Origin of the sequence: Crossiella cryophila (genome assembly GCF_014204915.1) — a bacterium.
GTDB classification, from domain to species: domain Bacteria; phylum Actinomycetota; class Actinomycetes; order Mycobacteriales; family Pseudonocardiaceae; genus Crossiella; species Crossiella cryophila.
The window spans coordinates 2,696,380-2,721,197 of record NZ_JACHMH010000001.1; the positions used below are offsets into that span (position 1 = coordinate 2,696,380).

A 24,818-nucleotide genomic window follows, 5' to 3' on the forward strand; every position below is an offset into this window, starting at 1 on the left:
GCCACGCTCAGGCGGAGATGCCGGTCGACAACGGCACCTCGTGCTCGTCGAGCTGGGCGATCAGCCGGAGCCGCCCGCCGATCGCGGTGACGTACCGGTGCACCGTGTCGACCTCGAGTTCGCCGACCTCGCCGCGTTCCACCTGACTGACCCGCGCCTGACTGATCCCCATCCGCTTGGCCACCTCGACCTGCGTCAGCCCGGCTTCCTTGCGCAGCTCCGCCAGGCGATAGCCGACCACGTAGGCCGCGGTGTGCCGACGAGCGTCGGCGCGGGCGGCGTGGACGTCCCGGCCTGCGTCGCGATCGAGCTTCTCCTTGTCCGCCTGGACCGCTGTCAGTCGCTGCTTCTGCGTAGTGGCGAGCAAACCAGCCACAACGCGGCCAGCATCGCCCCCGCCGTGGCCACCCACAGCGCCCCGCGCAACCCGATCACCTCGCCCAGCACCCCACCGAGCAGGCTGCCCACCGGGATCGCGCCCCAGACCAGGAACAACATCGTGGCGTTCATCCGGCCGAGCAGGGCCGGTGGGCAGAGGGCCTGCTGGCGGCTGGACATGGACACGGTGAGCACGATCAGGCTGAACGCGGTGCCGAAGGCGGCCACCGCCCACCAGATCAGGCCGTAGCCGGGGGTGGTCAGCGGGAAGCCGAGGAAGAGCACGCCCAGGGCGGTGCCGGAGCACAGGATGGTGCGGTCCTGGCCCAGGTGGGTGGCCAGGCGGCGGGCCAGCAGGGCGGCGGCCAGGGCGCCGGTGAGGCCGAGGCTGCTGAGCAGGCCGATGGCGCCGGGGGAGAGGTTGATCTCGCGGAGCAGGAACAGCACGCCCAGGGCGACCTGGATGGACTGGAAGAGGACGAAGGTGGCGCCGTGCAGGCCGAAGGCGCGCAGCAGGGGGTGGCCGAAGACCAGGCGCAGGCCCTCGGTGATCTCGCGGCCGAGGTGGCGCTGGGTGGGGGCCGGGGGCTGGGGTTCGTGGTGGCGGATGCCGCGTAGCCACAGGGCGGACCAGAGGTAGCCGGCGGCGTTGACCAGCACGGTGGCCGGGGCGCCGAAGGACTGGAAGAACAGGCCGGCCACGGTGGGGGCTGCGGTGGCGGCGACGGCGTGGTTGCCGCGGAGTTTGGCGTTGGCCTCGATCAGGTCCTGGGCCGGGACCAGGCGGGGCAGGTAGGTCTGGTGGGCGATCTCGAAGAAGACCGAGAAGACCCCGGCGATCAGCACGGCCACGTACACCTGGGTCAGGGTCAGCGCGTCGAAGGCGGCGGCCACCGGGATCGAGCAGAACGCCGCCGCGCGGGCCAGGTCGGCGACAACCAGCACCGGCAGGGCGCGCATCCGGTCGCACCAGGCGCCGACCAGCAGGCCGAGCACCAGGAAGGCCGCGGTCTGCAGGGTGCGGATCGCGGAGACCTCGAAGGCGCCCGCGTGCAGGGTCTCGGCGGCGAGCAGGGGCAGGGCCAGGTGGCTGACCCGGGTGCCGAGCTGGCTGAGCACGTCGGCCGCCCACAGGTGCCGGAAGTCCCGTTGCCGGAGCAGCCCGCCGGGCCGCCGGGCGGTGTCCTTGGTCACCAGGGCACTGTGGCAGCTTGAGTGTGATGGGCGCAAGTAGCTTGAGTCGTGAAGACTCAGGTTTTGGGTTTCTCCTGGTCAGCGCGGTACTCGGCGAGCAGGGACAGGGCTTTGGCGTACTTGGCGCGCAGCCGGTCCTGGGTCGCGGGGTCCAGCCGGCCCATCCGGTCGGGGCCGCTGTTGTCGGCGATGTCGGCGTGTTTGACCACGATCGCGATCTCGTCCGCGGCGGCCCGGCGCAGGTAGCCCTCCATCGGCTCGCCGGGCCGTTTGCTCAACGCCAGCACCGCGGTCACCACCCGCTCCGGGCAGCCCGCCGCGCGCAGGTCATCCGCGGTGACCTCAGTGTCCTCGATGACGTCGTGCAGCACCGCGGCCATCTTGGGCCACTCGCCGGTCACGCTGTCCATCACCCGCAACGGGTGCCGGATGTAGGGCAGTCCGGCCTTGTCCATCTGGCCTTCGTGCGCCCGCGTGGCGATCTCCACCGCACGCGCGAGCGAGAAGCTGTCAGAGCTGCTCGGCATGGCTAGATTCGAGCACATGATCGCTACCTCGCGCGTGCCGCTGATCGTCGCGCCCATGGCGGGCGGCCCGTCCACCCCGGAACTGCTCGCCGCGGCAGGCTCGGCGGGGGCCTTCGGCTTCCTCGGCGCCGGTTACCTCAGCGTCGAAGCCCTGGACGGCCAGATCGAGCGGACCAGGGCACTCGGGGTGGATGCCTTCGGGGTCAACCTGTTCGTGCCGGGCGCCGACGCGGGAGTGCCGGTCGGGGACTACGCCGAGCGGCTGGCGGCGGAGGCGCGGCGGTACGGGGCCGAGCTGGGGCAGCCGCGCTGGGAGGACGACGACTACCCGGCCAAGGCCGAACTGCTGCTGGCCCGGCGGGTGCCGGTGGTGTCCTTCACCTTCGGTCACCCCGCGCCGGAACTGGTCACCAGGTTCAAGGCCGTGGGCACCGAGGTGTGGGTCACGGTCACCACGCCGGCGGAGGCCCGGCTCGCCGCCGGGGTCGGCGCGGACGTGCTGGTGGTGCAGGGCATGGAGGCCGGTGGGCACCGGGGCGCCTTCGCCAACGACCCAGGGCAGCCCGGCGCCGCGCCGCTGTACGGGCTGCTGGCCGCGTTGCGGCTGATCGGCGCGGTCACCGAGCTGCCGCTGGTGGCCACCGGCGGGCTGGTGCACGGTGCGGACGTCGCCGCGGTGCTCACCGCGGGTGCGGCGGCCGCGCAGCTGGGCACCGCGTTCCTGCGCTGCCCGGAGGCAGGCACCCAGCCCGCGCAGCGGGCCGCGCTGGCCGCGGCGGACCGGGAGACCGCGCTGACCCGCGCCTTCACCGGCCGCCCGGCGCGCGGACTGGTCAACCGGGTGCTCACCGAGCACAGCCCCGCCGCCCCGGCCGCCTACCCGCAGCTGCACCACCTGACCAGGCCGGTGCGCGCGGCCGCGGCCAAGGCCGGTGACCCCGAGGCGATGTCGCTGTGGGCCGGGCAGACCTACCGGCTGGCCCCCGAACTGCCCGCGGCCGAACTGGTGGAGCTGCTCATGACACAGGCCCGGGACGCCTGGTCCCGGGCCTGTGGTCGCTGGCTCGATCAGTCCTGAGTGGACTGCTCGGCAGGCTGGTTGAGCTTGGACTTGCGGTAGGAGTAGGCGAAGTAGACGACCAGGCCGATCGCGAACCAGATCGCGAAGCGCAGCCAGGTCTCCGGCTGCAGGAAGGTGATCAGCCAGATCGAGAACACCACGCCGATGATCGGCACCACCGGCATGCCGGGGGTGCGGAAGGTGCGCGGCAGGTCCGGCTGCCGGTAGCGCAGCACGATCACCGCGATGCAGACCACCACGAAGGCCAGCAGGATGCCGATGTTGGTCAGCTCGGCCGCCTCGTTGATGTTGAGGAACCCGGCGATGAAGGCCGAGCAGACACCGACGATCCAGGTGATCCGGCTGGGCACCTTGCGCTTGACGCTGGTCTTGGCCAGGAACTGGGGCAGCAGGCCGTCCCGGCTCATCGCGTAGCCGACCCTGGTCACGCCCATCATGAAGGTGAACATCACGGTGAGGATGCCCAGGATCGCGCCGACCGAGATGATCATGCCGAGCACCGGCAGGCCGACGTCGGCGAAGGCACTGGCGAAGGCCGCCTCACCGTTGATCTTGGTGTAGTGCACCATGCCGGTCAGCACCAGGCAGGCCAGCACGTAGAGCACCATCGAGATGGCCAGCGAGTAGATGATCGCCTTGGGCATGTGCCGCTGGGAGTCCTTGGACTCCTCGGCCGCGGTGCTCATCGCGTCGTAGCCGAACACCGCGAAGAACACGGTGGCCGCACCGGTGACCGCGCCGCCGAAGCCGAACGGGAAGAAGTTGCTGTAGTTGCCGGTGTTGATGTGGAAGACGCCGACCACGATGACCAGCAGCACCACGCCGACCTTGAGCCAGACCAGCGCGCTCTCGAACCGGGCCGCGCTCTTCATGCCCAGGTTGAGCACATAGGCGATGAGCAGGCAGAGCAGCGCGGCGAACAGGTTCACGCTGTAGCTGCCAGGGGCCACGCCCGCGGGTTCGGTGCCCGGCGCGCCCAGCATCCAGGCCGGTAGTTGCAGGTCCAGCAGACCGAGCAGGTTGTTGAAGTAGCCCGAGATGCCGATGGCGACCACCGCCACGATCGCGGTGTACTCCAGCAACAGGTCCCAGCCGATCAACCAGCCCGCCAGCTCCCCGAGCACCACGTAGCCGTAGGTGTAGGCCGATCCGGCCTTGGGGATCAGGCCGGCGAACTCGGCGTAGGAGAAGGCCGCGGCCGCGCTGGCGATGCCGGCGATCAGGAAGGAGATCAGCACCGCCGGACCGGCGGTCTTGTTGGCCACCGCACCGGCCAGCGAGAAGATGCCGGCGCCGATGATGCCGCCGACGCCGATCGCGGTCAGTTGCCACAGCCCGAGCGACTTGGCCAGCCCACCCTCGGACTCCGCGCTCACCTGCTCGATCGGTTTGCGCCGGAACACACTCCGGCCGCCGGACGGACTCTGCGCCCTTGTCATCTTCCTGCTCCCTCCACCCGGGCACGCCGCTGTGCCGCGCACACCGTAGACGACCGGACCTGCTCACGGCAGCGTCAGTACCTCGTCCAAGACCAGAAAATCGCCAGGCTGGGGTGATCCGTGCCGACTAGGTTGGTGGCATGGGTGCAGGGAGTGTCGTTTCAGTGAACGTCGGCGCCATCCAGGCCGTGGACTGGGCCGGGCGCAAGGGCAAGAGCGGTATCGACAAGCGGCCGGTCGAACTCGCCCGGATCGAGCGGCTCGGCCTGGCCGGGGACGAGATCAGCGATCTGGAGCACCACGGCGGCGAGTTCCAGGCCGTCTACGCCTACGCGGTGGAGGACCTCGCGTTCTGGTCGGCCGAACTGGATCGCACGCTGACGCCGGGCAACGCGGGGGAGAACCTGTCGCTGTCCGGAGTGGACACCCAGGCGCTGGTGATCGGCCAGCGGCTGCGGGTCGGCACCGCGGTGCTGCGGGTGACCGCGCCACGCATCCCCTGCCAGGTCTTCGCCGGGTTCTGGGATGTGCGCGGACTGGTGAAGCGGTTCACCGTGGCCGGGCGCACCGGGGCCTACTTCGCGGTGGAGACCCCCGGCGAGGTGCGGCCGGGTGACGCGGTGGAGACCTTGTCCACGCCGGCGCACGGGGTGGACATCGCGACCGTGTTCGACTTCGTGGGCCGCAACAACCGGGACCGGGTGCCGGAACTGCTGCCCGCGATGACCGACTTCCCGCCGAAGGTGCAGGGCTGGGTGCGGGAGCACGCGGCGGTCTGAGGCGGCGCGGGGACCGCGTGGGCAGTCCCCGCGCACAGCAGGCTCAGCGGGTGAAGACGATCTTCCCGGCGGTCTCGCCGCCGAGCATGGCCCGGAAGCCCTCCTCGGCCTTCTCCATCGGCAGCTCCAGGCCCACCTGCGGGCGCAGGCCGGTCAGGTCCAGGAAGGTGACCAGGTCGGCCAGCTCGTCCCTGGTGCCCATCATCGAGCCGACCACGTGCAGCTGGAAGAAGAACAGGCGCTGGAGTTCGGCTGGCGGGTTGCCGCCGGTGGTGGCGCCGGAGCAGACGATCACGCCGCCGGGCTTGAGCGCGCGCATGGAGTGCGACCAGCTCGCCTCGCCCACGGTCTCGAACACCGCGTCCACCTTGCCGGGCAGCCGGGCGCCGGGCTCGAAGACCCCGTGCGCGCCCAGCCGTTCGGCCAGCGCCCGCTTGTCCTCGGAGCGGCCGGTGGCCCACACCCGCAGGCCCGCCGCCTTGCCCAGCTGCACCAGCGCGGTGGCCACGCCACCGGAGGCGCCCTGCACCAGGATGGTCTGCCCCGGACGGGCGGCGGCCTTGGTGAACAGCATCCGGTAGGCGGTCAGCCAGGCGGTGCCAAGGCAGGCGGCGTCGGTGAAGGACAGCCCGGCCGGTTTGGCCAGCACGTTGCGCTTGGGCAGCACGATGGTGTCGGCGAAGGAGCCCTGCAGCTTCTCCGTCAGCAGCGTGCGTTTGGGGTCCATGGTCTCGTCCCCGCGCCAGTCCTCGTCGTTGATCACCCCGTGGATGACCACCTCGGACCCGTCGGCCAGGGTGCCCGCGCCGTCGCAGCCCAGCACCATCGGGAACTGCTCGGCCTTGATGCCGACCCCGCGCAGCGTCCACAGGTCGTGCATGTTGAGGCTGGCGGCCTTGACGTTGACCGCGACCCAGCCCGCTGGGACCTCCGGCTCAGGGCGCTCGCCGACCACCAGGCCGGCCAGGGGATCCTCGGGATTCGGCTTGTCGGCGTATACGGCGAACATGGTGGGAAACTTATCGCCTGACCCGGTCACCCGCCCGTGATGCCGGTCACTGCGATGACCCCGCGTAGGCTCGGGGCCGTGCAGTGGTTGGCTGACTCCTGGGACGCGGTCGGGCTGTGGCTCGCCCAGCAGTGGTTCCCGTTCCAGTTCCTGCTGGTGATGGCCGTGCTGCTGCCGTTGTGCTGGGCGGTTGCCTGGGGGATCGACCGTGCGGTCGACCAGGTCTCCGCGGGACTGTCGAGGATCCGGGACCGCAACAGTGACCTCTCGTAAGCGCATCACCCTGGCCCTGGCCGGACTGCTCGGACTGGTGCTCGTCGGCTGGTTCGCCCGCGGCCTGATCGGCGGGGACACCACCGCGCCGCCGTCGAAGACCACCGTGGTCAGCTCGCAGCAGGCCGGTGGCGCGACCAGCTCCGGCAAGGCGACCCGCTCCGGCGGGGAGGTCACCGAGGCGCTGTCCAAGCTGCCCGCCGAGGCGGCCAGGACCTGGAAGCTGATCCAGAGCAACGGGCCCTTCCCGCACCCGGACCGGGACGGGGTGGAGTTCGGCAACCGGGAGAAGCGGCTGCCCAGTCAGGGCAAGGGCTACTACCGCGAGTACACCGTGCCCACGCCGGGCGAGCGCACCCGCGGCGCGCGGCGGCTGGTCACCGGCGGCGGCACCAAGGAGCTGTACTACACCGCCGACCACTACGAGAGCTTCGTGAAGGTGGATCCGAACCGATGACCCCGGTGGAGCACGTGGTCGACGGCAGCACCCTGCGCACCGGGCGGGCCGCGCTGGCCGCCTTCGCCGAGGCGCTGTCCTTCCCGGACTACTTCGGCGGCAACCTGGACGCGCTCTATGACTGCCTGACCGACCTGTCCTGGCTGCCCGCGGTCGAGCACCACGTGCACTGGACGCACGCCGAGGTGTTGCGGCGCAACGATCCGGACGCCTTCGCCGGGATCAGCGAGGTGCTCGCCGACGCGGTCGCGGCCAACCCGCTGCTGACCGTGCGGGTCACCGCCTAGACCAGGCCGGAGCGCTGCCTGCAGCGCAGGTAGGCGCGTAAGAAGTCGGCGCGCAGGTAGGACCAGGGATACCGGTCGGCGTGCCCTCGGGTGGCCTCGAAATGCGGCCGGGCCAGCTCCGGCTCACCGCACAGCGAGTACCAGAACGCGACCAGGTTGTGCCCGCTGATCCGGGCCCGAGGGTCCACGCCGTGCGGGTGCAGCCAGCGGTCCACCGCCTGCTGGGCGTGCGCGCGCACCTCGGGCCGCTCCAGCAACCGGCGTTGCCCGCCGGGGGAGCACTCCACCCATTCCTCCAGGTATCCGCGCAGCACCAACAGGTTCAGCGCGGAGCCGACCGGCGCGGTGGCCACCGCACCGGCGACGAACTCGGTCATCACCCGTGGCGGGTGCCCCCATTTCGGGGACAGCGAGATGAGCATCTGCTCGTGCCCGCGCAGGTGTTGCGGGGCCAGCGCGCGCAGCCGCGTCCAGCGCTCGCGCAGCGCGGTCGGGGGGCCGTCCTGGCCGCGGGCCAGGTGCACCAGCCACACCCACGGCGTCGGATCGGCCGGGTCGAGTTCGGCGGCGCGGGCGCACATCACCTCGGCCGCGTCCAGCATCCGGGGGAAGCCCGGACCCGGCTCCCTGACCCGGTGGTAACCGCGGACCTCCCAGGCGCGCAACACCTCCACCGCCCCGCGCAGAGTCCAACCGATCGGGTCACCGGGTTCGCCGGTGACCCAGTCCAGCAGCCAGCGCGGCACGGTGCCGCCGTGCCCGGCCACCACCGTGCTCGCCGCGACCAGCACGGTGTCGGAGCGGTCGTCGGAATCCTGCGCGCAGGCGATCAGCGCGGCCACCGCGGTCCGGTCCCCGGCACGGGCGGCCGCCCTGACCGCCTCCAGTTCGGGGCTGCCGTAGGTCAGGCCCTCACGGGCCTCGGGCAGGGTGCTGGACCGCCGCCACGGGAAGATCTTCGGCACGAAGATCGAGCCTATGGTGTGTGGCATGGATCTGCTCCGCCAGATGGAGGCCAATCTGGCCCGGCACGCGAGTCTGTTGCACGATCCGGCGCGGGTCACCGAGACCCCGGATCTGTTCCACGCGGACAGCGGACTGGCCGATGACACCTTCAACATCGTGGCCGGGGCCCGCTTCACCGAGGCCACCGCGGATCGCCGGATCGCCGAGACCGTGGCCACCCTGCGCGGCACCGGCCGCCCGTTCTCCTGGTGGGTCGGCCCGGCCGCCACACCGACTGACCTGTCCGCGCGGTTGAGCGCGGCCGGACTGCCCGCCACCGAGTCCGAGACCGCGATGTGGCTCAGCCTGGACGAACTGCCGGCGCCCCGGCTGGCCGAGGGCCTGGACCTGGTGGTGGCCGGCACCGAGGCACAGCTGGCCGACTACGCCACCGTGCTCGCCGCGCTCTGGGACCCGCCCTCGCCCACCGTGCCCGCCTACTACGCCAGGCCCGGCGCGCTGGACTGCTCCGCGCGATTCCTGGTGGGCTACGCCGAGGGCGAGCCGGTGTGCACCGCCGAGGTGACCCTGCACGCCGGGGTCGCCGGGCTCTACAACATCGCCACCGCGAGCACCCACCGCCGCCGCGGTTTCGGCGGCGCGGTCACCGACGCGGCCCTGCGGGTGGCCAGGGAAGCCGGGTACCGGACCGCGGTGTTGCAGGCATCGGCCGACGGCGAACCGGTGTACCGGCGACTGGGTTTCCAGGCCTGCGGAAGCTTCACCGAGCACGCGGTGCCCGCAGCGGCATCCGGGATGTACGAAGGTGCACCCGGTCTGGCGGTGGCCCCGCCACCCCAGCAGAATCGGCCGGCATGCGACGAATGACACCGGCCGTGCTGACCGCGGTGGCGATGATCGGCCTCACGGCGTGCTCGTCCGGCGGCACCGGGTCCACCGGCACGCAGACCCCCACCAGCAGCGCGGCCCCGGTGGCCGCGGCGACCTTCGCCCCACCGGCCGCCGCAGGCGCCCAGCCCGCCGGCGTGGTGCACAACACCGAGCTGGTGCCCGCGGGCGCCGCCGCCATGGTCACGGCCAACGCCGCGGGCACTGGCACCACGGTGAGCCTGGACGTCAGAGGGTTGCGCCCCAACCGCAAGTACGGCTCGCACGTGCACACCAAGGTGTGCGGACCGAAGCCGCTGGACTCCGGCCCGCACTACCAGGACAAGCTGGACCCGGTGCAGCCCTCGGTCGACCCGGCCTTCGCCAACCCCAAGAACGAGGTCTGGCTGGACCTGGAGACCGACGCCAGCGGCGCGGGCAAGGCCAGCGCCACCGTGGCCTGGAAGTGGCGGCCGAACGAGGCCAACTCGGTGGTCCTGCACATCGACCACACCAACCACCACGACCCGGGCAAGGCAGGCACCGCGGGCGAGCGCCTGGCCTGCCTGACCACCCCGTTCCGCTAGCCCCTGCGGCCGCCTGCCGGGCTCATCCGGCGGGCGGCACCCAGGAGGCCGGGCGCTTCTCGGCGAAGGCGCGGATGCCCTCCTGGCCCTCGGCACTGGCGAAGTGCTCGGCGGAGAGTTCCAGCATGTCGGCGAAGTCCTCGCCCAGACCGGACGCGGGGGAGCGGCGCAGCATGGCCTTGGTGGCCGCCAGCGCGGTGGGGCCGCCCAGGGCGAGCATGTCGGTGTAGCGGCGGACCTCGGACTCCAGCGCGTCGGCGGCGACCGCGGAGTTGATCAGGCCGATGGCCGCGGCGCGGGCGGCGTCGAACTTCTCGCCGGTGAGGAACAGCTCGTGCGCGGCGCGCGGCAGCAGCCGGGGCAGCACGGTGACCGAGATGACCGCAGGGACCACGCCGATGCGGACCTCGGTGAAGGCGAAGCTGGACTCGTGCGTGGCCACCGCGATGTCACAGGCGGCGATGATGCCCACGCCACCGGCCCGTGCCGGACCGGCGATCTTGGCCACCACCGGCTTGGGGCTGGTCCAGATGTCCTCCAGGATCGCCGGGAACTCGTTGACGCCCTGGGCGTCCGCGCCCGCGCCGCGGGACTCCTTGAGGTCCATGCCGGAGCAGAACACGGTGCCGGTGTGGCCCAGCACGATCACCCGGACCGCCTCGTCGGCGATCGCGCCGCTCAGGTGGGCGCGCAGTTCGCGGCGGAGCTGGGCGGAGAGGGCGTTGCGGTTGTGCGGGGAGTCGAGGGTGATCTCGGCGATCCCGCGGTCGACCGCGTAGTGGACGAGTTCGTCAGCCATGCACGCACCCTAGACATAAAAGTGACCGCATCGGGGAGACGGGCGGTTCTCCCCGATGCGGTCTGGAACGGCTGAAAGGAGGCAGTTCAGCCGATCGTCGTGGTGGTCAACGCCGGGTTGGGGTTGGGGTAGCACTTGGTGGGGGCGTCGACCGGGAACCCGAACACCACCGCGGTGGCGACGAAGGTCAGGCCCGGGTTGGCGAAGCTGGAGCCGCCGAGCTTGGTCTCGATGGTGCCGCTGGCGCCAGCGGTCAGCTTCACCGTGATGGTCGGGATCTCGAAGGCCGCGCCGCCCTTGAGCGCCGCGCTCAACTTGACCTCGAGGTTGTTGCCGACCTTGGTGATCGTCGGGGTGCCCACACCGGACCCGCCGGAGAGGGTGGCCGAGACGTAGCTGGAGTTGGCCGGGACGGGGACGGTGAGCACGAAGGTCTTGATCTCGCGCAGCGTGTAGTTGCCGACCTTGTCCGGCACCTTGTTCGGCGCCGGGTCGAACACCGCGGTGACCTCGCCGCCGGGGGCGACGGTGGCCGGCGCGGCGGCGGTGAGGTCCTGGCTGAAGGTGGCGTCAACCGGGCCGAGTGGACTGCTGGCCTGACAGGCGAAGGTCACCGCGGCCGCAGGGGAGGCCGCGGCGGGACCGGCAAGGGTGAGTAGTGGAGCGACAACAGCGGTCGCGACTAACAACAGTCGAGCGGTGGAGCGTCGTGCAGGGGACATATCCCACCTCGCTGTAGAAAATTCCTCCCGACACGGCGGCGGTTGAGGTGAGTCTCACACGACGATCATTCTGTTGTTAACCCACTAAAGTCGTGATGTTGCGCCGTTCGGCGGCACACGCCTCGGCATAGCGGTGCAGCACCAGCTCGGCCACCTCGGGGTCGTCACCGAGTGGTTGGGCCACTACGGTGTCCAGCCCGCCTGCCAGTGCCGCGGCCGCCACCCGGTCCGGCAGCAGACCGGGGGCCAGGAACCAGGAGGCCAGCGCGATCCGTTGCGCGCCACGGGCTTTCAGTCGCGCGAGGGCGGTGGGCACGTCCGGTTGGGTGCTGGCCGCGAAGGCGGGCTCCACCCCGGCCCAGCCCGCGCCGAAGGACCAGCGGCGGGCGAGCTGGTGCACGGCGGCGTTGGCCGGGGCGTGCGAGGAGCCCGCACCGGCCAGCACCACACCGAGTTTTCCGTCCCCTGGCAGGGCTCCGGCCGCGGCCAGCCTGCGCAGCGCGGCCGATTCCAGCCGGGGGTCGGGGCCGAGCACGTCGGCGATGCGCACCGACAGCCGGGGCAGCCGGGTCACCGTCTCGGCCACCGCGCCGGGCACGTCCACCTTGGCGTGGTAGGCCCGGCCGAGCAGCAGTGGCGCCACCACGACCTCGCGGTGGCCCTCGTTGTGCAGTCCGGTCAGCACATCGCCAAGGCGTGGCGCGGACAGGTCAAGGAAGGCCACCCGCACGTCCAGGCCCGGCCGCAGCGCGCGGACCACGGTGACCAGCTCGTGCACGGTGGCCGCCGAACGCGGGTCGCGACTGCCGTGCGCGAGTGCCACCAACGGGATCCGGCTGTTCATCACACCGCCGCCGCCAGGCCGCGGGCACGCAGCACGGCGCGCTCCAGTGGACGGAAGAACAGCAGTTCCACCCCGATGCCCACGGCCAGGATGAGCAGGATCGCCGCGATCACCAGCGACATGTCGGTGAGCTGACGGCCCTCCTCCAGCATCTGCCCGAGGCCGATGCCCAGGTCGGGGGAGCGGGCGATGATCTCCGCGGCCATCAGCGACCGCCAGGAGAACGCCCAGCCCTGCTTGAGCCCGGCCAGATAACCGGGCAGCGCGGCGGGTAGCAGCACGTGCCGGGCCGACTGCAACCGGCCGGCGCCGAGCACCGTGCCCACCCGCAGCAACAACGGTGGCACCTGGTCGATCCCGGCGACCAGGCCGTTGGCGATGGAGGGCACCGCGCCCAGCAGCACCACGGCGTAGATCATCGAGTCGTTCAGGCCCAGCCACAGCAGCGCGGCAGGCACCCAGGCCACCGAGGGCAGGCTCTGCAACCCGCTCAGCAGCGGCCCGATCGCCGCGCGCACCAACGGGATCCGGGCCACCAGCAGGCCAAGCGGGGTGCCGATGGCCACCGCGGCGAGGAAGCCGAGCACCGCGCGGTGGGTGGAGACCCACAGCGTTTCCCAGGCCCGGCCATCCAGCAGTCGTTCCCACAGCACGCCGGCCACGGTGAGCGGGGAGGGCAGCTTGTACTCGGGCTCGATCGCCGAGGCCCAGAACAGCTGCCACACCAGGATGATCAGCGCGAGCGCGACCAGCGGGGGCAGCGCGGTGCTCGCGAACCGCCGCCACCCGCCGGTCGAGCGCGGTGGCGGCGGCGCGTCCAGTGCGTCCAGGCCCGCTTCGAGCGCGGCCAGGTCCGGGCTGGACTTGGCTTCAGGCGCGGCCATGGCTGGAGATCACCTCCCGCAGGTGGCCGGTGATCTCCTCGGTGAGCTTGTCGGTGTCCTGCTCGGTGATCTGCCACTCGCGCACCACCCGGCCGGGCCGGGAGGACAGCAGCACCACCCGCTGACCCAGCCGCACCGCCTCGCGCACGTCGTGGGTGACGAACAGCACCGCGGTGCCGGTCTGCGACCAGATCCGGCGCAGCTCGCCCTGCAGCGCGTCCCTGGTGATCGCGTCCAGCGCGGCGAAGGGCTCGTCCATGAGCAGCAACGGGTTGCCGCCCTCGGCCTCGTCCAGGGTGGTGGCCAGCGCACGGGCCAGCGCGACCCGCTGGCGCATGCCGCCGGAGAGTTCGTGCGGGCGCTTGCGGCCGACCTCGGCCAGCCGCACCAGGTCCAGCAGCCTGGTCGCGGCGGCGGCGCGTTCGGTCCGGCCGAGTCCGCGCAGCCGCAGCGGCAGTTCCACGTTGCGCGCGGCGGTGAGCCACGGCATCAGCGCGGGCTCCTGGAAGACCACCGCGGGCCGTCCACTGTGGACGGAGACGGTGCCGGTGCTCGGCTTGTCCAGTCCGGCCACCAGGTTGAGCAGGGTGGACTTGCCGCAGCCGGAGGCGCCGAGCAGGCAGACGAACTCGCCGGGGCGCACGGTCAGGTCGACCCCGTCCAGCGCCACCACCGTGTTCGTGCCTCGGCCGAAGGACTTGCTGACGTTGTCCAGGTGCACCACCGCGTCCCCGACGTGGCCGGACGGGCGGGTGTGTTCCAGAGTCGCGGTCATCGCCGTGCCCTCACTTTCCGTCGAGTCCGGACGCGTCCACCCCGGGCAGGCCCGCGGCCTTGAGCGCGTTGTTGAGCGCGGCCAGGTCCACCAGGCCCTTGAGGTCGAACTCCTGCTTGGCCACCCCGGCGGCCACGGCGTCCTTGGACAGCTTCGGGAAGGTGCCGGCTGCCGGGTCGGTGGTGAAGGAGATCTGGCTGAACGCCCGCTCCAGCACCGGTTCCGGCAGTGGCTTGCCCGCGTACTTGCCCAGTGCGGCGTTGACCGTCTTCTTGGCCTCGGCCGGGCTGTCGGTGAGGTATTTGGTCGCGGCGACGTGCCCGCGCAGCAACGCCTGCACGGTGGCCGGGTGCTTCTGCGCGAACTCGGTGCGCACGATCAGCACCGTGGTCGGGAACTTCCCGCCCGGCCACAGGTCCCGCTCGTCCACCAGCACCTTGCCGCCGGCTTCCAGCACCAGCCGGGAGGACCAGGGCTCGGGCAGCCAGCCGCCGTCGAGCTGACCGGTGCGGAAGGCGTCGAAGGTCTGCGGATTCTCCGTGTTGGCGATCTTGACGTCCTTGCCGCCGGTGGTCTCCACCTTCAGCCCGTGCCCGGCCAGCCAGGCCCGCAGCGCCACATCCTGGGTGCCGCCGAGCTGTGGGGTGGCGATGCTCTTGTCCTTGAGGTCCTGCGGACCGTTGATCTCCTTGCGCACCACCAGTTGCGCGCCGCCGGTGGCCGCGCCCGCGATCAGCCGGACCGCCTTGCCGTTGGACTTGGTGAAGGCGTTGATGGTCGGGTTGGGACCGATGAAGGTCGCGTCAAGGGACCCGGCCAGCAGCGCCTCCACCGCGGAGGGACCGGCGTTGAACGCCTGGGTGCTCAGCTTGGTGCCGCCGAGTTCCTTGGCGATGAACTTCTTGTCCTCGTCGATGCCGACCAGGGCCGGGGCGTGCGTGACGTTCGGGAAGAACCCGAGCCGCAGTTCCGCCGCCGGACCGGAGTCATTGGCCGAGGCGGTGGATTCGGCTGCCCTCGAGCAGCCGCTGACCGCGGCGATCAGCGCGGTGACGGCGAGCACTGCGGGCAGGACGCGATGACGGCGTCGCGGGGTACGCACGGGGTTCCTCCTGGAGACAAAGGGAAAGAAGGCTAGGGGCCGGGCGAGACGAGGGCTCGGTCGTCGGCGGTCGCGCCGCCGAGTCCGGTGTCCTCGTTGACATCCGGGATGGGCAGTGGAGCGCCGATGAGACCGGCGGCCAGGGTGGCGCCGTCGTTCGGGTCGATCACGAGGAAGGACCCGGTGCGCCGGCTGCTGGTGTACTCATCAACCGGCAGCGGCTCTGCTGTCCGGATGAGCACTCGGCCAATCTCGTTGAGCTGCAACGAATCCGGCGTATCCACAGTGGACAGGCGCTGTTCGTCGAAGCGGTCGGCCAACTCGGTGACGATGGCCGGGACGGTGCGGGTGCCGTGTTTGATCAGGACACGGGCGTTGGGGAGCAACGGTTTCTCGGCCAGCCAGCAGACGGTGGCGTTGAGTTCGTCACTCACTGCTGGATATTGTTCCGCGCCCGCGATCAGATCGCCACGGGAGATGTCCAAATCGTTGTCCAGCAACAGGGTCACCGATTGACCGGCGCCCGCTTCGGACAGTTCGCCGTCCGCGGTGTCGATCCGGACCACGGTGCTGCGCAGGCCGGCGGGCAGCACGATGATCTCATCGCCCGGCCGCACCACCCCGGCCGCCACCTGGCCGGCGTAGCCGCGGTAGTCGGGGTACTCCGGCGTGCGCGGCCGGATTACGTACTGCACCGGGAACCGGAACGGCACGTCATGCGGATCCGGTTGCACCGGAACGGTTTCCAGGTGCTCCAGCAGGGTCGGACCGGTGTACCAGGGGGTGCGTTCGGAGCGGTCCACCACGTTGTCGCCGACCAGCGCCGACACCGGTACGGACACCACCGAGGACTCGGGGTAGCCCAGTGCGTTGGCGTGTGCCAGGAACTCCTTGGCGATCAGCCCGAACCGGTTCTCGTCGTAGTCGATCAGGTCGATCTTGTTCACGGCCAGCACGAGCTGGGGCACGCCGAGCATGGCCAGCACGGCGGCATGCCGCCTGGTCTGCTCGATCACGCCCTTCCTGGCGTCCACCAACAGGATCGCCAGCTGCGCGGTGGACGCGCCGGTGACCGTGTTGCGGGTGTACTGCACGTGCCCAGGGGTGTCGGCGAGCACGTAGCTGCGTCGCGGGGTGGCGAAGTAGCGGTAGGCCACGTCGATGGTGATGCCCTGCTCACGTTCCGAGCGCAGGCCGTCGACGAGCAGGGACAGGTCCGGTGTGGACAGTCCCCGGTCGACGCTGGCCCGCTGCACGGCTTCGAGCTGGTCGGCCAGCACGGATTTGGTGTCGTACAACAGGCGGCCGACCAGGGTCGACTTCCCGTCGTCGACGGATCCGGCGGTGGCCAGCCTCAGCAGGTCGGTCATCAGAAGTAGCCCTCTCGCTTCCGGTCTTCCATGGCCGCTTCGCTGAGCCGGTCGTCGGCGCGGGTGGCGCCGCGTTCGGTGAGCCGGGAGGCGGAGACCTCGGCGATCACCGCGGCCAGATCGGCAGCCTCGGACTCGACCGCCCCCGTGCAGGAGCCGTCGCCGACCGTGCGGTAGCGGATCACCTTGCGCTGCACCGTTTCCCCGGGCTTCGGACCGCCCCACGGACCCTCGGTGAGCCACATGCCGTCCCGCAGGTAGACATCGCGCTCGTGCGAGTAGTAGATCGAGGGCAGCTCGATGTTCTCCCGGTCGATGTAGCGCCAGATGTCCAGTTCGGTCCAGTTGGACAGCGGGAAGACCCGGACGTGCTCGCCGGGGCGGTGCCGTCCGTTGTAGAGGTTCCACAGCTCCGGCCGCTGCCGCTTGGGCTCCCACTGGCCGAAGGCGTTGCGCAGACTGAAGATGCGCTCCTTGGCCCGAGCCCGTTCCTCATCCCGCCGCCCACCGCCGAAGACCGCGTCGAACTTGTGCGCGGTGATCGAGTCGAGCAACGGCACGGTCTGCAACGGGTTGCGGGTGCCGTCGGGTCGTTCGGTGAGCCGTCCGTCGTCGATCCAGTCCTGCACGTGCGCGACCTCCAGCCGCAGCCCGTGCTTGGCGATGAGGTCGTCCCGGAAGGAGATGACCTCCTCGAAGTTGTGCCCGGTGTCCACGTGCAGCAGGGTGAAGGGCACCGGCGCGGGCCAGAAGGCCTTGAGCGCCAGGTGCACCAGCACCGTGGAGTCCTTGCCGCCGGAGAACAGGACCACCGGCCGGTCGAACTCCCCGGCCACCTCGCGGAAGATGTGGATCGCTTCCGATTCCAGTGCCGTGAGATTGTCCTGTGCCTGAGGCAGTGTGCTCGTCATTCCCCCGCCCTCATCCGTGCAGTCCGCACTCGGTCTTGCCCTGGCCCGCCCAGCGTCCGCTGCGCGGGTCGGCGCCCGGCAACGGTTTCGCCGTGCAGGGCGCACAGCCGATGGACGGATATCCCGCGCCCACCAACGGGTTCTCCAGGATGCCGTGCTCGGCGATGTAGGCGTTGAACTCCTCGTCGGTCCAGGCGGCGATCGGGTTGATCTTGACCAGCCCGTTGCGCTCGTCCCAGCCGACGATCGGCGTGTTCGCCCTGGTCGGCGCGTCCACCCTGCGCACGCCGGTGACCCAGGCGTCATAGCGGGACAGCGTGCGCTGCAACGGGATCACCTTGCGCAGCGCGCAGCAGCGATCCGGCGCCCGCTCGAACAGGTTCGGCCCGTGTTCGGCGTCCTGCTCCGGCACGGTCTGATCGGGCAGCGCGTTGACGATCGTCAACGGGTACACCGACTCGACCGCGTCCCTGGTGCCGATGGTCTCGGCGAAGTGGTACCCGGTCTCCAGGAACAGCACGTCGAACCCGCTGACCACCTTGGCCGCCAGGTCGATCAGCACCGCGTCCTGCATGTTCGAGGCCAGGATCCACCGGTTGAGCGGGAAGGTCTCGGCCACCCAGGTCAGCGATTCGAGCGCGGTGGCCTCGGCCAGTTCGTCCGCGGCCCGCTCGGCCAGCGACTTGAGGTCGGTCACCGCGCTCACCGGATCACCTCCACCGGGCGTCGCAGGCCGACGAACTTCAGCGAGAACACCCGCTGGCAGCCCGTGCAGCCCCACGCCCCGTGCGGTTCCTCCTGCGGGCGCAGGTCCTCATCCCCGCAGTAGGGGCAGTAGAACGGCGTGGCTCGTTCGCTCATCGCAGATCCGCCTCCTCCGCGCGGGCCGCCCACTGGGCGAACCGCTCGCCGTCGGTGCGCTGGGCCACGAAGTTGCGCGCCACCCGCTCCACGTAGTCGCCGAGTTCGGCGCTGGTCACCTTGTGGCCACGCAGTTTCCGGCCGAATCCGGCGTCCAGGCCGAGCCCGCCGCCCAGGTGCACCTGGTAGCCCTCGACCTGCTGGCCCTCCCCGTTGGTCACGATCTGGCCCTTGAGCCCGATGTCCGCGGTCTGGATCCGGGCGCAGGAGTTGGGGCAGCCGTTGATGTGCACGCTGATCGCGGACTCGGCCAGGGTGTGCTGCACGTCGGCGAGCTGCTTCTCCAGCTCGTCCACCAGCCGCGCGGCCCTGGCCTTGGTCTCCACGATGGCGAGCTTGCAGAACTCGATCCCGGTGCAGGCCATGGTGCTGCGCCGCCACGGCGAGGGCCGGGCGTGCAGACCGAGGCCGGCCAGCTCGTCCACCAGGGTGTCCACTTCGGACTCGGCGACGTCGAGCACGACCAGTTTCTGCTGTGCGGTCAACCGGACCCGGCGCGAGCCTGCCCGTTCCACCGCCTTGGCCACCTCGACCAGGATCGAGCCGGAGACCCGCCCGGCGATCGGCGCGACCCCGATGTAGAACTTGCCGTCCTTCTGCGGGTGCACCCCCACGTGGTCGATCGGCCCTGACGCGGGCGGCGCGACCCCGTCGAGCAGCTTGCGCTTGAGGAACTCCGTCTCCAGCACCTCGCGGAACTTGTCCACACCCCAGTCGGCGATGAGGAACTTGATCCGGGCCCGGTGCCGCAGCCGCCGGTAGCCGTAGTCGCGGAAGAGGCTGATCACGCCCTCCCACACGTCCGGCACCTCATCCCGCGGCACCCACACGCCGAGTCGCTTGGCGATCATCGGGTTGGTGGACAGCCCGCCGCCGACCCACAGGTCGAAGCCGGGCCCGTGCTCGGGGTGGTCCACGCCGACGAAGGAGATGTCGTTGACCTCGTGCGCCACGTCCTGCACACCGGAGATGGCGCTCTTGAACTTGCGCGGCAGGTTCGAGTAGGCCGGGTCGCCGATGTAGCGCTTGACGATCTCGTGGATGGCCGGGGTGCCGTCGATGATCTCGTCGGCGGAGATCCCGGCCACCGGCGAGCCCAGCACCACCCGCGGGCTGTCCCCGCAGGCCTCGGTGGTGGACAGGCCGACGCCCTCGATCTTCTCCCAGATCGTGGGCACGTCCTCGATCTGGATCCAGTGGTACTGGATGTTCTGGCGGTCGGTGATGTCGGCGGTGTCCCGGCCGTAGGTCTGGGAGATCTCGCCAAGCACCCGCAACTGCTCGGTGCTCAGCGCGCCGCCGTCGACCCGGACCCGGAGCATGAAGTACTCGTCGTCCAGTTCCTCCGGTTCCAGCACGGCGGTCCGCCCGCCGTCGATGCCGGGTTTGCGCTGGGTGTAGAGGCCATACCAGCGAAAGCGCCCGCGCAGATCAGCCGGGTCGATCGAGGCGAAGCCGCCATGGGCGTAGATGTTCTCGATCCGGGCCCGCACGTTGAGCGGGTTGTCGTCCTTCTTCGAGCGCTCGTTCGGGTTCAGCGGCTCGCGGTAGCCCAGCGCCCACTGCCCTTCACCGCGGCGCGCTTTCGCGGCCCGCGCCGGGGGAGAGGTTGGGGGGACCATGGTCCGACCTCCGGGATTCGAGGCGGCCGTGCGCACCGTCGAAGCCCCAGGTTTCACATGGTGGGAAGGGGATCTTCAGCCGGGACGCCCGTCGCCGGCTGGTCAAGAGAAATGCAGCGGCCGACTAGACGTACTGTCGGCAGAGCGCGCTGGAGACGCGCAGGTAGTCCACGTGGCGGCGAGCCACGAGGACAACACGGCGTCCAGGCGAGGTCATGTGGACCAGCGTGCCACGCGTCCCCCGATGGGTCTACCGCCATCCGCATAGTGGGATAACGAGACGGATTGAGACACTGCTGTTATGCCCTCTGCACTTCCCGACGGCGATCCGGCGCCGCAGGACGGCGCGCTGCCCGCCGCCGCCCTGACCGGCCTGGGTTCCCGCCCGTTCGGGCTGTACGTCCACGTGCCGTTCTGCGCCACCCGCTGCGGCTACTGCGACTTCAACACCTACACCCCCGGTGAGCTGGGCAGTTCCGCCTCCCCGCAGTCCTGGCTGGCGGGGTTGCGGCGGGAGCTGGAACTGGGCGCGCGGGTGCTGGGCAGCCCACCGGCCGCGGACACCGTGTTCATCGGCGGCGGCACCCCGTCCCTGCTCGGCGCGGACGGCCTGGCCACGGTGCTGGGCGCGATCCGGGACACCTTCGGCCTGGCCCCCGGCGCCGAGGTGACCACCGAGTCCAACCCGGAGTCCACCTCCCCGGAGTTCTTCGCGGGCATCCTGGCCGCCGGCTACACCCGGGTCTCCCTCGGCATGCAGTCCGCCGCCCCGCACGTGCTCCAGATCCTGGACCGCACGCACACACCGGGCCGCGCCCGAGCCGCCGCCAAGGAAGCACGGGCCGCCGGCTTCGAGCACGTCAACCTCGACCTCATCTACGGCACCCCCGGCGAACGCCCCCAGGACCTGGCCGAATCCCTGGACGTGGTCCTGGACGGCGGCGTCGACCACGTCTCCGCCTACGCCCTCATCGTCGAGGAGGGCACCGCCCTGGCCCGCCGGATCAGCCGCGGCGAACTGGCCAACACCGACGACGACGTCCTCGCCGAACGCTACGAACAGGTCGACCAGACCCTCCAGCGCGCGGGCCTGACCTGGTACGAGGTCTCCAACTGGGCCACCGACGACGCCGCCCGCTGCCGGCACAACCTCGGCTACTGGCTCGGCGGCGACTGGTGGGGCGCGGGCCCCGGCGCGCACAGCCACGTTGGCGGGGTGCGCTGGTGGAACGTGAAGCACCCGAGCCGGTACGCCGCGCTGCTGGCCGAGGGGCACTCGCCCGCGGCCGGACGGGAGACGCTGACCGCGGCCGACCGGGACGTCGAGCGCATCCTGCTGGAGTTGCGGCTGGTGGAGGGGCTGCCGGTGGACGTGCTGGATCCGGCAGGGCGGGCGGAGGCGCGGGTGGCGGCGGCGGACGGGCTGCTGGATCCGGCGAGCCTGGACGGCGGGCGGTGCGTGCTGACCGACCAGGGCAGGCTGCTGGCCGACGCGGTGGTCCGGCGCCTGGTGCCCTAACCCAGCACGTGCACCCGGACGTGGATGAAGTTGCGCTGCTGCAGTGCCGCCCGCACCGCCCGGTGCAGCCCGTCCTCCAGGAACATCTCCCCGCGCCACTGGACCGCGTGGGCGAACAGGTCGCCGAAGAAGGTGGAGTCGGAACTGAGCAGGCGGTCCAGCTCCAGGACCTTCTTCGTGGTCACCAATTCGTCCAGCCGGACCGGTCGGGGCGGGATCTTCGCCCACTCCCTGGTACTCAGCCCGTGGTCCGGGTACGGCCGCCCGTCCCGGACGTCCTTGAAGATCACCCCGGCCTCCCTGCCAGCACTCGCGCCGTGCACCCCACCCCAGACCCTAGACTTGGTGCCGACAGGGAGGTGACGCGCGGTGAACACAGGGTCGCCGGAGGACCGGCGCTTCGAGGTGTTGCGGGCGATCGTCGCCGACTACGTCAACACCCAGGAGCCGGTCGGGTCCAAGGCGCTGGTCGATCGGCACAACCTCGGGGTGTCCAGCGCGACCGTGCGCAACGACATGGCCGTGCTCGAGGAGGACGGCTACATCACCCAGCCGCACACCAGCGCGGGCCGGGTGCCCACCGACAAGGGCTACCGGGTCTTCGTGGACCGGCTCTCCGAGGTCAAACCGCTGTCCACCGCCGAGCGCCGGGCCATCCAGGCCTTCCTGGACGGGGCGATGGACCTGGACGACGTGCTCCGGCGCAGCGTCCGGTTGCTCGCCCAGCTGACCAGGCAGGTCGCGGTGGTGCAGTACCCGACCCTGACCAGGTCCTCGGTCCGGCACATCGAGGTGGTGCCGATCACCGCGGCCAGGCTGATGCTGGTGACCATCACCGACACCGGCCGGGTCGAGCAGCGCATGGTCGACCTCGGCGACGTGATCAGCCCGGACGATGTGGCCAGGGTCCGGTCGGTGCTCAACTCCACCCTGGTCGGGCGCAGGCTCGCCGACGCCTCCGCGCGGGTCGCCGAGCTGCCCGAGGCCGCCCCGACCGAACTGCGCGACATCATGATCCGGGTGTGCACCGCGCTGATCGAATCGCTGGTGGAGTTCCCGGAGGAGCGGCTGCTGCTGGGCGGCACCGCCAACCTGACCCGCAACGTGGCCGACTTCCCCAACTCCCTGCGTAATGTGCTGGAGGCGCTGGAGGAACAGGTCGTCGTGCTGAAGCTGCTGCAGGCGGCGCACGACCAGTCGACGATCACCGTGCGGATCGGTGAGGAGAACGAGGCCGAGGAGATGCGCAGCACCTCCGTGGTCTCCATCGGTTACGGCTCCTCCGCGGGCACCGTGCTCGGCGGTATGGGCGTGGTCGGGCCGACAAGAATGGACTACCCGGGAACGATGGCGGCCGTCCGCGCCGTTGCCGCATACGTGGGAGACATCCTGGCCGGTCGCTGAGCGGCGCCGGCTGTGGGGAAGTAGGGACTGGGAGACGGTGGCAAGGGACTACTACGGCACTCTCGGCGTGCGTTCGGACGCATCGCAGGAGGAGATCAAGCGGGCTTATCGCAAGCTCGCCCGCGAGCTGCACCCGGATGTGAACCCGGAGGAGAGTGCCCAGCAGCGTTTCCGTGAGGTCACCGCGGTCTACGAGGTGCTCTCCGACCCGGAGAAGCGCAAGATCGTCGACCTCGGCGGTGACCCGCTCTCGCCCGGCGGCGGTGGCGGCGGACGCGGTGGCGGCGGTGGCATGGGCGACCCGTTCGCCGGGTTCGGCCTCGGCGACATCATGGACGCCTTCTTCGGCGGCGGACCGGCCAGCAGGGGACCGCGCAGCCGGACCCAGCCCGGTTCGGACGCGCTGATCCGGCTGGAGGCCAGCCTGGAGGAATGCGCCAGCGGCATCACCCGCGAGCTGACCGTGGACACCGCGATCCTGTGCACCCTGTGCGAGGGCTCAGGCTGCGCCGAGGGCGCCTCCCCGGTCCGCTGCGACACCTGCGGCGGGCGCGGCGAGGTCCAGTCCGTGCAGCGCTCCTTCCTCGGCCAGGTCGTCACCGCGCGGCCCTGCCCGGTCTGCCGCGGCTTCGGCGAGGTCATCCCCGACCCCTGCCAGCAGTGCGCCGGCGAGGGCCGGGTGCGCTCGCGGCGCACCATCAACGTCAAGATCCCGCCGGGCGTGGCCGACGGCATGCGGGTCCGGCTGGCCAGCCAGGGCGAGGTCGGCCCCGGCGGCGGACCGGCAGGTGACCTCTACGTCGAGGTCGAGGAACTGCCGCACGACACCTTCACCAGGGACGGCACCGAGCTGCACTGCACGATCCGGGTGCCGATGACCGCGGCCGCACTCGGCGCGACCATCCCCATGCAGACCCTCGACGGCGTGCAGGAACTGCCGCTGGACCCCGGCACCCAGCCGGAGACCGAGCTGGTGCTGCCCGGCAAGGGCATGCCCCGGCTGCGCTCCTCCGGCCGGGTCGACGGCCGCGGCGACCTGCACGTGCACGTCGAGGTCGTGGTGCCGACCAAGCTGGATGAGGAACAGACCGCGCTGCTGCGCCAGCTCGCCGAACTCCGCGGCGAGGAGGCATCCGAACTGGCCACCAACGCCAACGGGCGCAACGGCGGCGGGCTGTTCTCCCGGCTGCGGCACTCCTTCGGACAGCGTTGATCCACGGCATCCCGGTCTTCCACACCGAGGGCCTGCCCGAGGGTGATCAGGCCAGGCTGGACGGGCCGGAGGGCAGGCACGCGGCCACCGTGCTGCGCACGCGCGTCGGGGAGCAGCTGGTGCTCTCCGACGGCGCGGGCGGCCTGGCCCGGTGCGCGGTGACCGCGGTCGGCAAGGACTTCCTCGACCTGGACGTGCTGGCGCGCTGGACCGAGCCCGCGCCCAGCCCCCGGGTGGTGCTGGTGCAGGCGCTGATCAAGGGCGACCGAGGGGAACTGGCGGTCGAACTGGCCACCGAGGCCGGGGTGGACGCCGTGCACCCGTGGCGTGCGGCCCGCTGTGTGGCCCGCTGGGAGGACGGACCACGCGGGGCCAAGGCGCTGGGCCGGTGGCGCGCCACCGCGCTCCAGGCGGCCAAACAGGCCCGCCGCGCCTGGGTGCCCGAGGTCGGTGAGCCACTGGGCACCGGCCAGCTCGCCCAGCTCGTCCAGCACGCCGCGGCCACCCTGGTGCTGCACGAGGCGGCCGAGGTGGTGCTCGGCGAGGTCGAGCTGCCTGCCGAGGGCGATCTGCTCATCGTGGTCGGTCCGGAGGGCGGTATCACGGAGAGCGAGGTCTCGCGACTCGTCGAAGCCGGGGCCGTTCCGGTCCGGCTCGGACCCACCGTGCTGCGCGCCTCCACCGCCGCGGCCGTCGCGCTGGGCGCGATCGGGGTGCTGACCAGGCGTTGGCAACCCACCGGAAGCACCGGCGAAGTTGCTCGTTAGCAACGACTTCCGCGCAGTTCTGTTATCGCGTCCACGACAAATGGCGACCGGCCCAGCGATCGATCGCCAAACGGCAGCTTTGGCGCGCCGAGCGGCGTGATCCATTCGGTCCAGGTGTAGC

The 24,818-nt window shown here is 71.2% G+C and carries 30 protein-coding genes; 11 read left to right on the plus strand and 19 right to left on the minus strand.

The window, feature by feature from the left end; all coding sequences use genetic code 11:
- Positions 1-7 precede the first annotated feature (7 nt).
- The 3 genes from HNR67_RS12545 to HNR67_RS12555 are packed head-to-tail and all read right to left on the minus strand — an operon-like array spanning position 8 to position 2,099.
- Positions 8-367 (minus strand): helix-turn-helix domain-containing protein, encoded by a 360-nt coding sequence (locus HNR67_RS12545; RefSeq protein WP_246492503.1) that lies wholly within the window; start codon positions 365-367, stop codon positions 8-10.
- Positions 337-1,572 carry an MFS transporter gene (locus HNR67_RS12550; RefSeq protein WP_312987103.1) on the minus strand — a complete coding sequence of 412 codons (1,236 nt, stop codon included), beginning with the start codon at positions 1,570-1,572 and terminating at the stop codon, positions 337-339. Before HNR67_RS12550 ends, HNR67_RS12545 begins: the two co-directional genes overlap by 31 nt.
- Positions 1,573-1,628: 56 nt before the next feature.
- Complete coding sequence (locus HNR67_RS12555) at positions 1,629-2,099, minus strand: bifunctional (p)ppGpp synthetase/guanosine-3',5'-bis(diphosphate) 3'-pyrophosphohydrolase (RefSeq protein ID WP_185002205.1); 471 nt, start codon at positions 2,097-2,099, stop codon at positions 1,629-1,631.
- Between the two features lie 16 nt (positions 2,100-2,115).
- Between HNR67_RS12555 and HNR67_RS12560 the strand changes: the two genes are divergently transcribed.
- Positions 2,116-3,177 (plus strand): nitronate monooxygenase, encoded by a 1,062-nt coding sequence (locus HNR67_RS12560; protein WP_185002206.1) that lies wholly within the window; start codon positions 2,116-2,118, stop codon positions 3,175-3,177.
- On the opposite strand, the gene HNR67_RS12565 is transcribed toward HNR67_RS12560, so the two are convergent.
- Positions 3,168-4,619, minus strand: coding sequence for an amino acid permease (locus tag HNR67_RS12565; RefSeq protein WP_185002207.1), 1,452 nt, complete (start codon positions 4,617-4,619; stop codon positions 3,168-3,170). The genes HNR67_RS12560 and HNR67_RS12565 overlap by 10 nt on opposite strands.
- 164 nt (positions 4,620-4,783) lie before the next feature.
- Here HNR67_RS12565 and HNR67_RS12570 point away from each other — a divergent pair, with 164 nt between their 5' ends.
- The gene (locus HNR67_RS12570; protein WP_312987107.1) at positions 4,784-5,398 is read left to right on the plus strand and encodes an MOSC domain-containing protein; all 615 of its coding nucleotides are present in this window, start codon (positions 4,784-4,786) and stop codon (positions 5,396-5,398) included.
- A gap of 43 nt (positions 5,399-5,441) precedes the next feature.
- Here HNR67_RS12570 and HNR67_RS12575 read toward each other — a convergent pair whose 3' ends face one another.
- Positions 5,442-6,407, minus strand: coding sequence for a zinc-binding dehydrogenase (locus tag HNR67_RS12575; RefSeq protein ID WP_185002209.1), 966 nt, complete (start codon positions 6,405-6,407; stop codon positions 5,442-5,444).
- Positions 6,408-6,485: 78 nt separating this feature from the next.
- Between HNR67_RS12575 and HNR67_RS12580 the strand changes: the two genes are divergently transcribed.
- From HNR67_RS12580 to HNR67_RS12590, 3 genes are read left to right on the plus strand one after another with little or no spacing between them, the layout of a single operon-like run.
- Positions 6,486-6,680, plus strand: a complete 195-nt coding sequence (locus tag HNR67_RS12580) for a hypothetical protein (RefSeq protein ID WP_312987110.1) — start codon at positions 6,486-6,488, stop codon at positions 6,678-6,680.
- Positions 6,667-7,137 (plus strand): ribonuclease domain-containing protein, encoded by a 471-nt coding sequence (locus HNR67_RS12585; RefSeq protein WP_185002211.1) that lies wholly within the window; start codon positions 6,667-6,669, stop codon positions 7,135-7,137. Before HNR67_RS12580 ends, HNR67_RS12585 begins: the two co-directional genes overlap by 14 nt.
- On the plus strand, positions 7,134-7,424 hold the full coding sequence (locus HNR67_RS12590) for a barstar family protein (RefSeq protein WP_185002212.1): 291 nt from the start codon (positions 7,134-7,136) through the stop codon (positions 7,422-7,424). The genes HNR67_RS12585 and HNR67_RS12590 overlap by 4 nt, the downstream gene beginning before the upstream one ends.
- Here HNR67_RS12590 and HNR67_RS12595 read toward each other — a convergent pair.
- Entirely contained in the window at positions 7,421-8,416 is a 996-nt protein-coding gene (locus HNR67_RS12595) for a hypothetical protein (protein WP_185002213.1), read from the minus strand. The genes HNR67_RS12590 and HNR67_RS12595 overlap by 4 nt on opposite strands.
- Between HNR67_RS12595 and HNR67_RS12600 the strand changes: the two genes are divergently transcribed.
- Both HNR67_RS12600 and HNR67_RS43445 read left to right on the plus strand, forming a co-directional pair.
- Positions 8,415-9,257 carry a GNAT family N-acetyltransferase gene (locus tag HNR67_RS12600; RefSeq protein ID WP_246492504.1) on the plus strand — a complete coding sequence of 281 codons (843 nt, stop codon included), beginning with the start codon at positions 8,415-8,417 and terminating at the stop codon, positions 9,255-9,257. The genes HNR67_RS12595 and HNR67_RS12600 overlap by 2 nt on opposite strands.
- The gene (locus HNR67_RS43445) at positions 9,245-9,844 is read left to right on the plus strand and encodes a superoxide dismutase family protein (protein ID WP_221489873.1); all 600 of its coding nucleotides are present in this window, start codon (positions 9,245-9,247) and stop codon (positions 9,842-9,844) included. The genes HNR67_RS12600 and HNR67_RS43445 overlap by 13 nt, the downstream gene beginning before the upstream one ends.
- 22 nt (positions 9,845-9,866) lie before the next feature.
- Here the strand turns inward: HNR67_RS43445 and HNR67_RS12610 are convergent, their stop codons facing one another.
- The 12 genes from HNR67_RS12610 to HNR67_RS46640 all read right to left on the minus strand — a co-directional run bounded on the left by HNR67_RS12610 (position 9,867) and on the right by HNR67_RS46640 (position 20,011).
- A complete protein-coding gene (locus tag HNR67_RS12610; RefSeq protein ID WP_185002214.1) occupies positions 9,867-10,643 on the minus strand; it encodes an enoyl-CoA hydratase-related protein in 777 nt (258 codons plus the stop codon).
- Between the two features lie 86 nt (positions 10,644-10,729).
- Positions 10,730-11,257: a cyclase gene (locus HNR67_RS12615; protein WP_312987112.1), complete on the minus strand. Its 528-nt coding sequence runs from the start codon at positions 11,255-11,257 to the stop codon at positions 10,730-10,732.
- A gap of 184 nt (positions 11,258-11,441) precedes the next feature.
- Positions 11,442-12,209 carry a sirohydrochlorin chelatase gene (locus tag HNR67_RS12620; RefSeq protein ID WP_185002216.1) on the minus strand — a complete coding sequence of 256 codons (768 nt, stop codon included), beginning with the start codon at positions 12,207-12,209 and terminating at the stop codon, positions 11,442-11,444.
- Positions 12,209-13,093 (minus strand): ABC transporter permease, encoded by an 885-nt coding sequence (locus HNR67_RS12625; RefSeq protein WP_185002217.1) that lies wholly within the window; start codon positions 13,091-13,093, stop codon positions 12,209-12,211. The genes HNR67_RS12620 and HNR67_RS12625 overlap by 1 nt, the downstream gene beginning before the upstream one ends.
- Positions 13,080-13,868: an ABC transporter ATP-binding protein gene (locus tag HNR67_RS12630; RefSeq protein WP_185002218.1), complete on the minus strand. Its 789-nt coding sequence runs from the start codon at positions 13,866-13,868 to the stop codon at positions 13,080-13,082. Before HNR67_RS12630 ends, HNR67_RS12625 begins: the two co-directional genes overlap by 14 nt.
- A 10-nt stretch (positions 13,869-13,878) precedes the next feature.
- Positions 13,879-14,970: an ABC transporter substrate-binding protein gene (locus tag HNR67_RS12635; RefSeq protein WP_185002219.1), complete on the minus strand. Its 1,092-nt coding sequence runs from the start codon at positions 14,968-14,970 to the stop codon at positions 13,879-13,881.
- A gap of 32 nt (positions 14,971-15,002) precedes the next feature.
- Positions 15,003-16,340, minus strand: coding sequence for a sulfate adenylyltransferase subunit 1 (locus HNR67_RS12640; protein ID WP_185002220.1), 1,338 nt, complete (start codon positions 16,338-16,340; stop codon positions 15,003-15,005).
- Positions 16,340-17,251 (minus strand): sulfate adenylyltransferase subunit CysD, encoded by a 912-nt coding sequence (gene cysD / locus HNR67_RS12645; protein ID WP_185002221.1) that lies wholly within the window; start codon positions 17,249-17,251, stop codon positions 16,340-16,342. Before cysD ends, HNR67_RS12640 begins: the two co-directional genes overlap by 1 nt.
- Before the next feature lie 10 nt (positions 17,252-17,261).
- A complete protein-coding gene (locus HNR67_RS12650; RefSeq protein WP_185002222.1) occupies positions 17,262-17,957 on the minus strand; it encodes a phosphoadenylyl-sulfate reductase in 696 nt (231 codons plus the stop codon).
- Complete coding sequence (locus tag HNR67_RS12655; RefSeq protein ID WP_185002223.1) at positions 17,954-18,112, minus strand: Insertion element protein; 159 nt, start codon at positions 18,110-18,112, stop codon at positions 17,954-17,956. Before HNR67_RS12655 ends, HNR67_RS12650 begins: the two co-directional genes overlap by 4 nt.
- On the minus strand, positions 18,109-19,794 hold the full coding sequence (locus HNR67_RS12660) for a nitrite/sulfite reductase (protein WP_185002224.1): 1,686 nt from the start codon (positions 19,792-19,794) through the stop codon (positions 18,109-18,111). Before HNR67_RS12660 ends, HNR67_RS12655 begins: the two co-directional genes overlap by 4 nt.
- Before the next feature lie 124 nt (positions 19,795-19,918).
- The gene (locus tag HNR67_RS46640; protein ID WP_407645127.1) at positions 19,919-20,011 is read right to left on the minus strand and encodes a putative leader peptide; all 93 of its coding nucleotides are present in this window, start codon (positions 20,009-20,011) and stop codon (positions 19,919-19,921) included.
- Between the two features lie 84 nt (positions 20,012-20,095).
- On the opposite strand from HNR67_RS46640, the gene hemW reads away from it, so the two are divergent.
- A complete protein-coding gene (hemW, locus tag HNR67_RS12665; protein WP_185002225.1) occupies positions 20,096-21,313 on the plus strand; it encodes a radical SAM family heme chaperone HemW in 1,218 nt (405 codons plus the stop codon).
- Here hemW and HNR67_RS12670 read toward each other — a convergent pair.
- Entirely contained in the window at positions 21,310-21,603 is a 294-nt protein-coding gene (locus HNR67_RS12670; protein WP_185002226.1) for a type II toxin-antitoxin system VapB family antitoxin, read from the minus strand. The two genes, hemW and HNR67_RS12670, sit on opposite strands and share 4 nt — an antisense overlap.
- 79 nt (positions 21,604-21,682) lie before the next feature.
- Here HNR67_RS12670 and hrcA point away from each other — a divergent pair, with 79 nt between their 5' ends.
- From hrcA to HNR67_RS12685, 3 genes are read left to right on the plus strand one after another with little or no spacing between them, the layout of a single operon-like run.
- Complete coding sequence (gene hrcA / locus HNR67_RS12675; RefSeq protein ID WP_185002227.1) at positions 21,683-22,717, plus strand: heat-inducible transcriptional repressor HrcA; 1,035 nt, start codon at positions 21,683-21,685, stop codon at positions 22,715-22,717.
- A gap of 37 nt (positions 22,718-22,754) precedes the next feature.
- Positions 22,755-23,930, plus strand: coding sequence for a molecular chaperone DnaJ (gene dnaJ / locus HNR67_RS12680; RefSeq protein WP_185002228.1), 1,176 nt, complete (start codon positions 22,755-22,757; stop codon positions 23,928-23,930).
- Positions 23,930-24,697: a 16S rRNA (uracil(1498)-N(3))-methyltransferase gene (locus HNR67_RS12685; RefSeq protein WP_312989568.1), complete on the plus strand. Its 768-nt coding sequence runs from the start codon at positions 23,930-23,932 to the stop codon at positions 24,695-24,697. Before dnaJ ends, HNR67_RS12685 begins: the two co-directional genes overlap by 1 nt.
- Positions 24,698-24,818 lie beyond the last annotated feature (121 nt).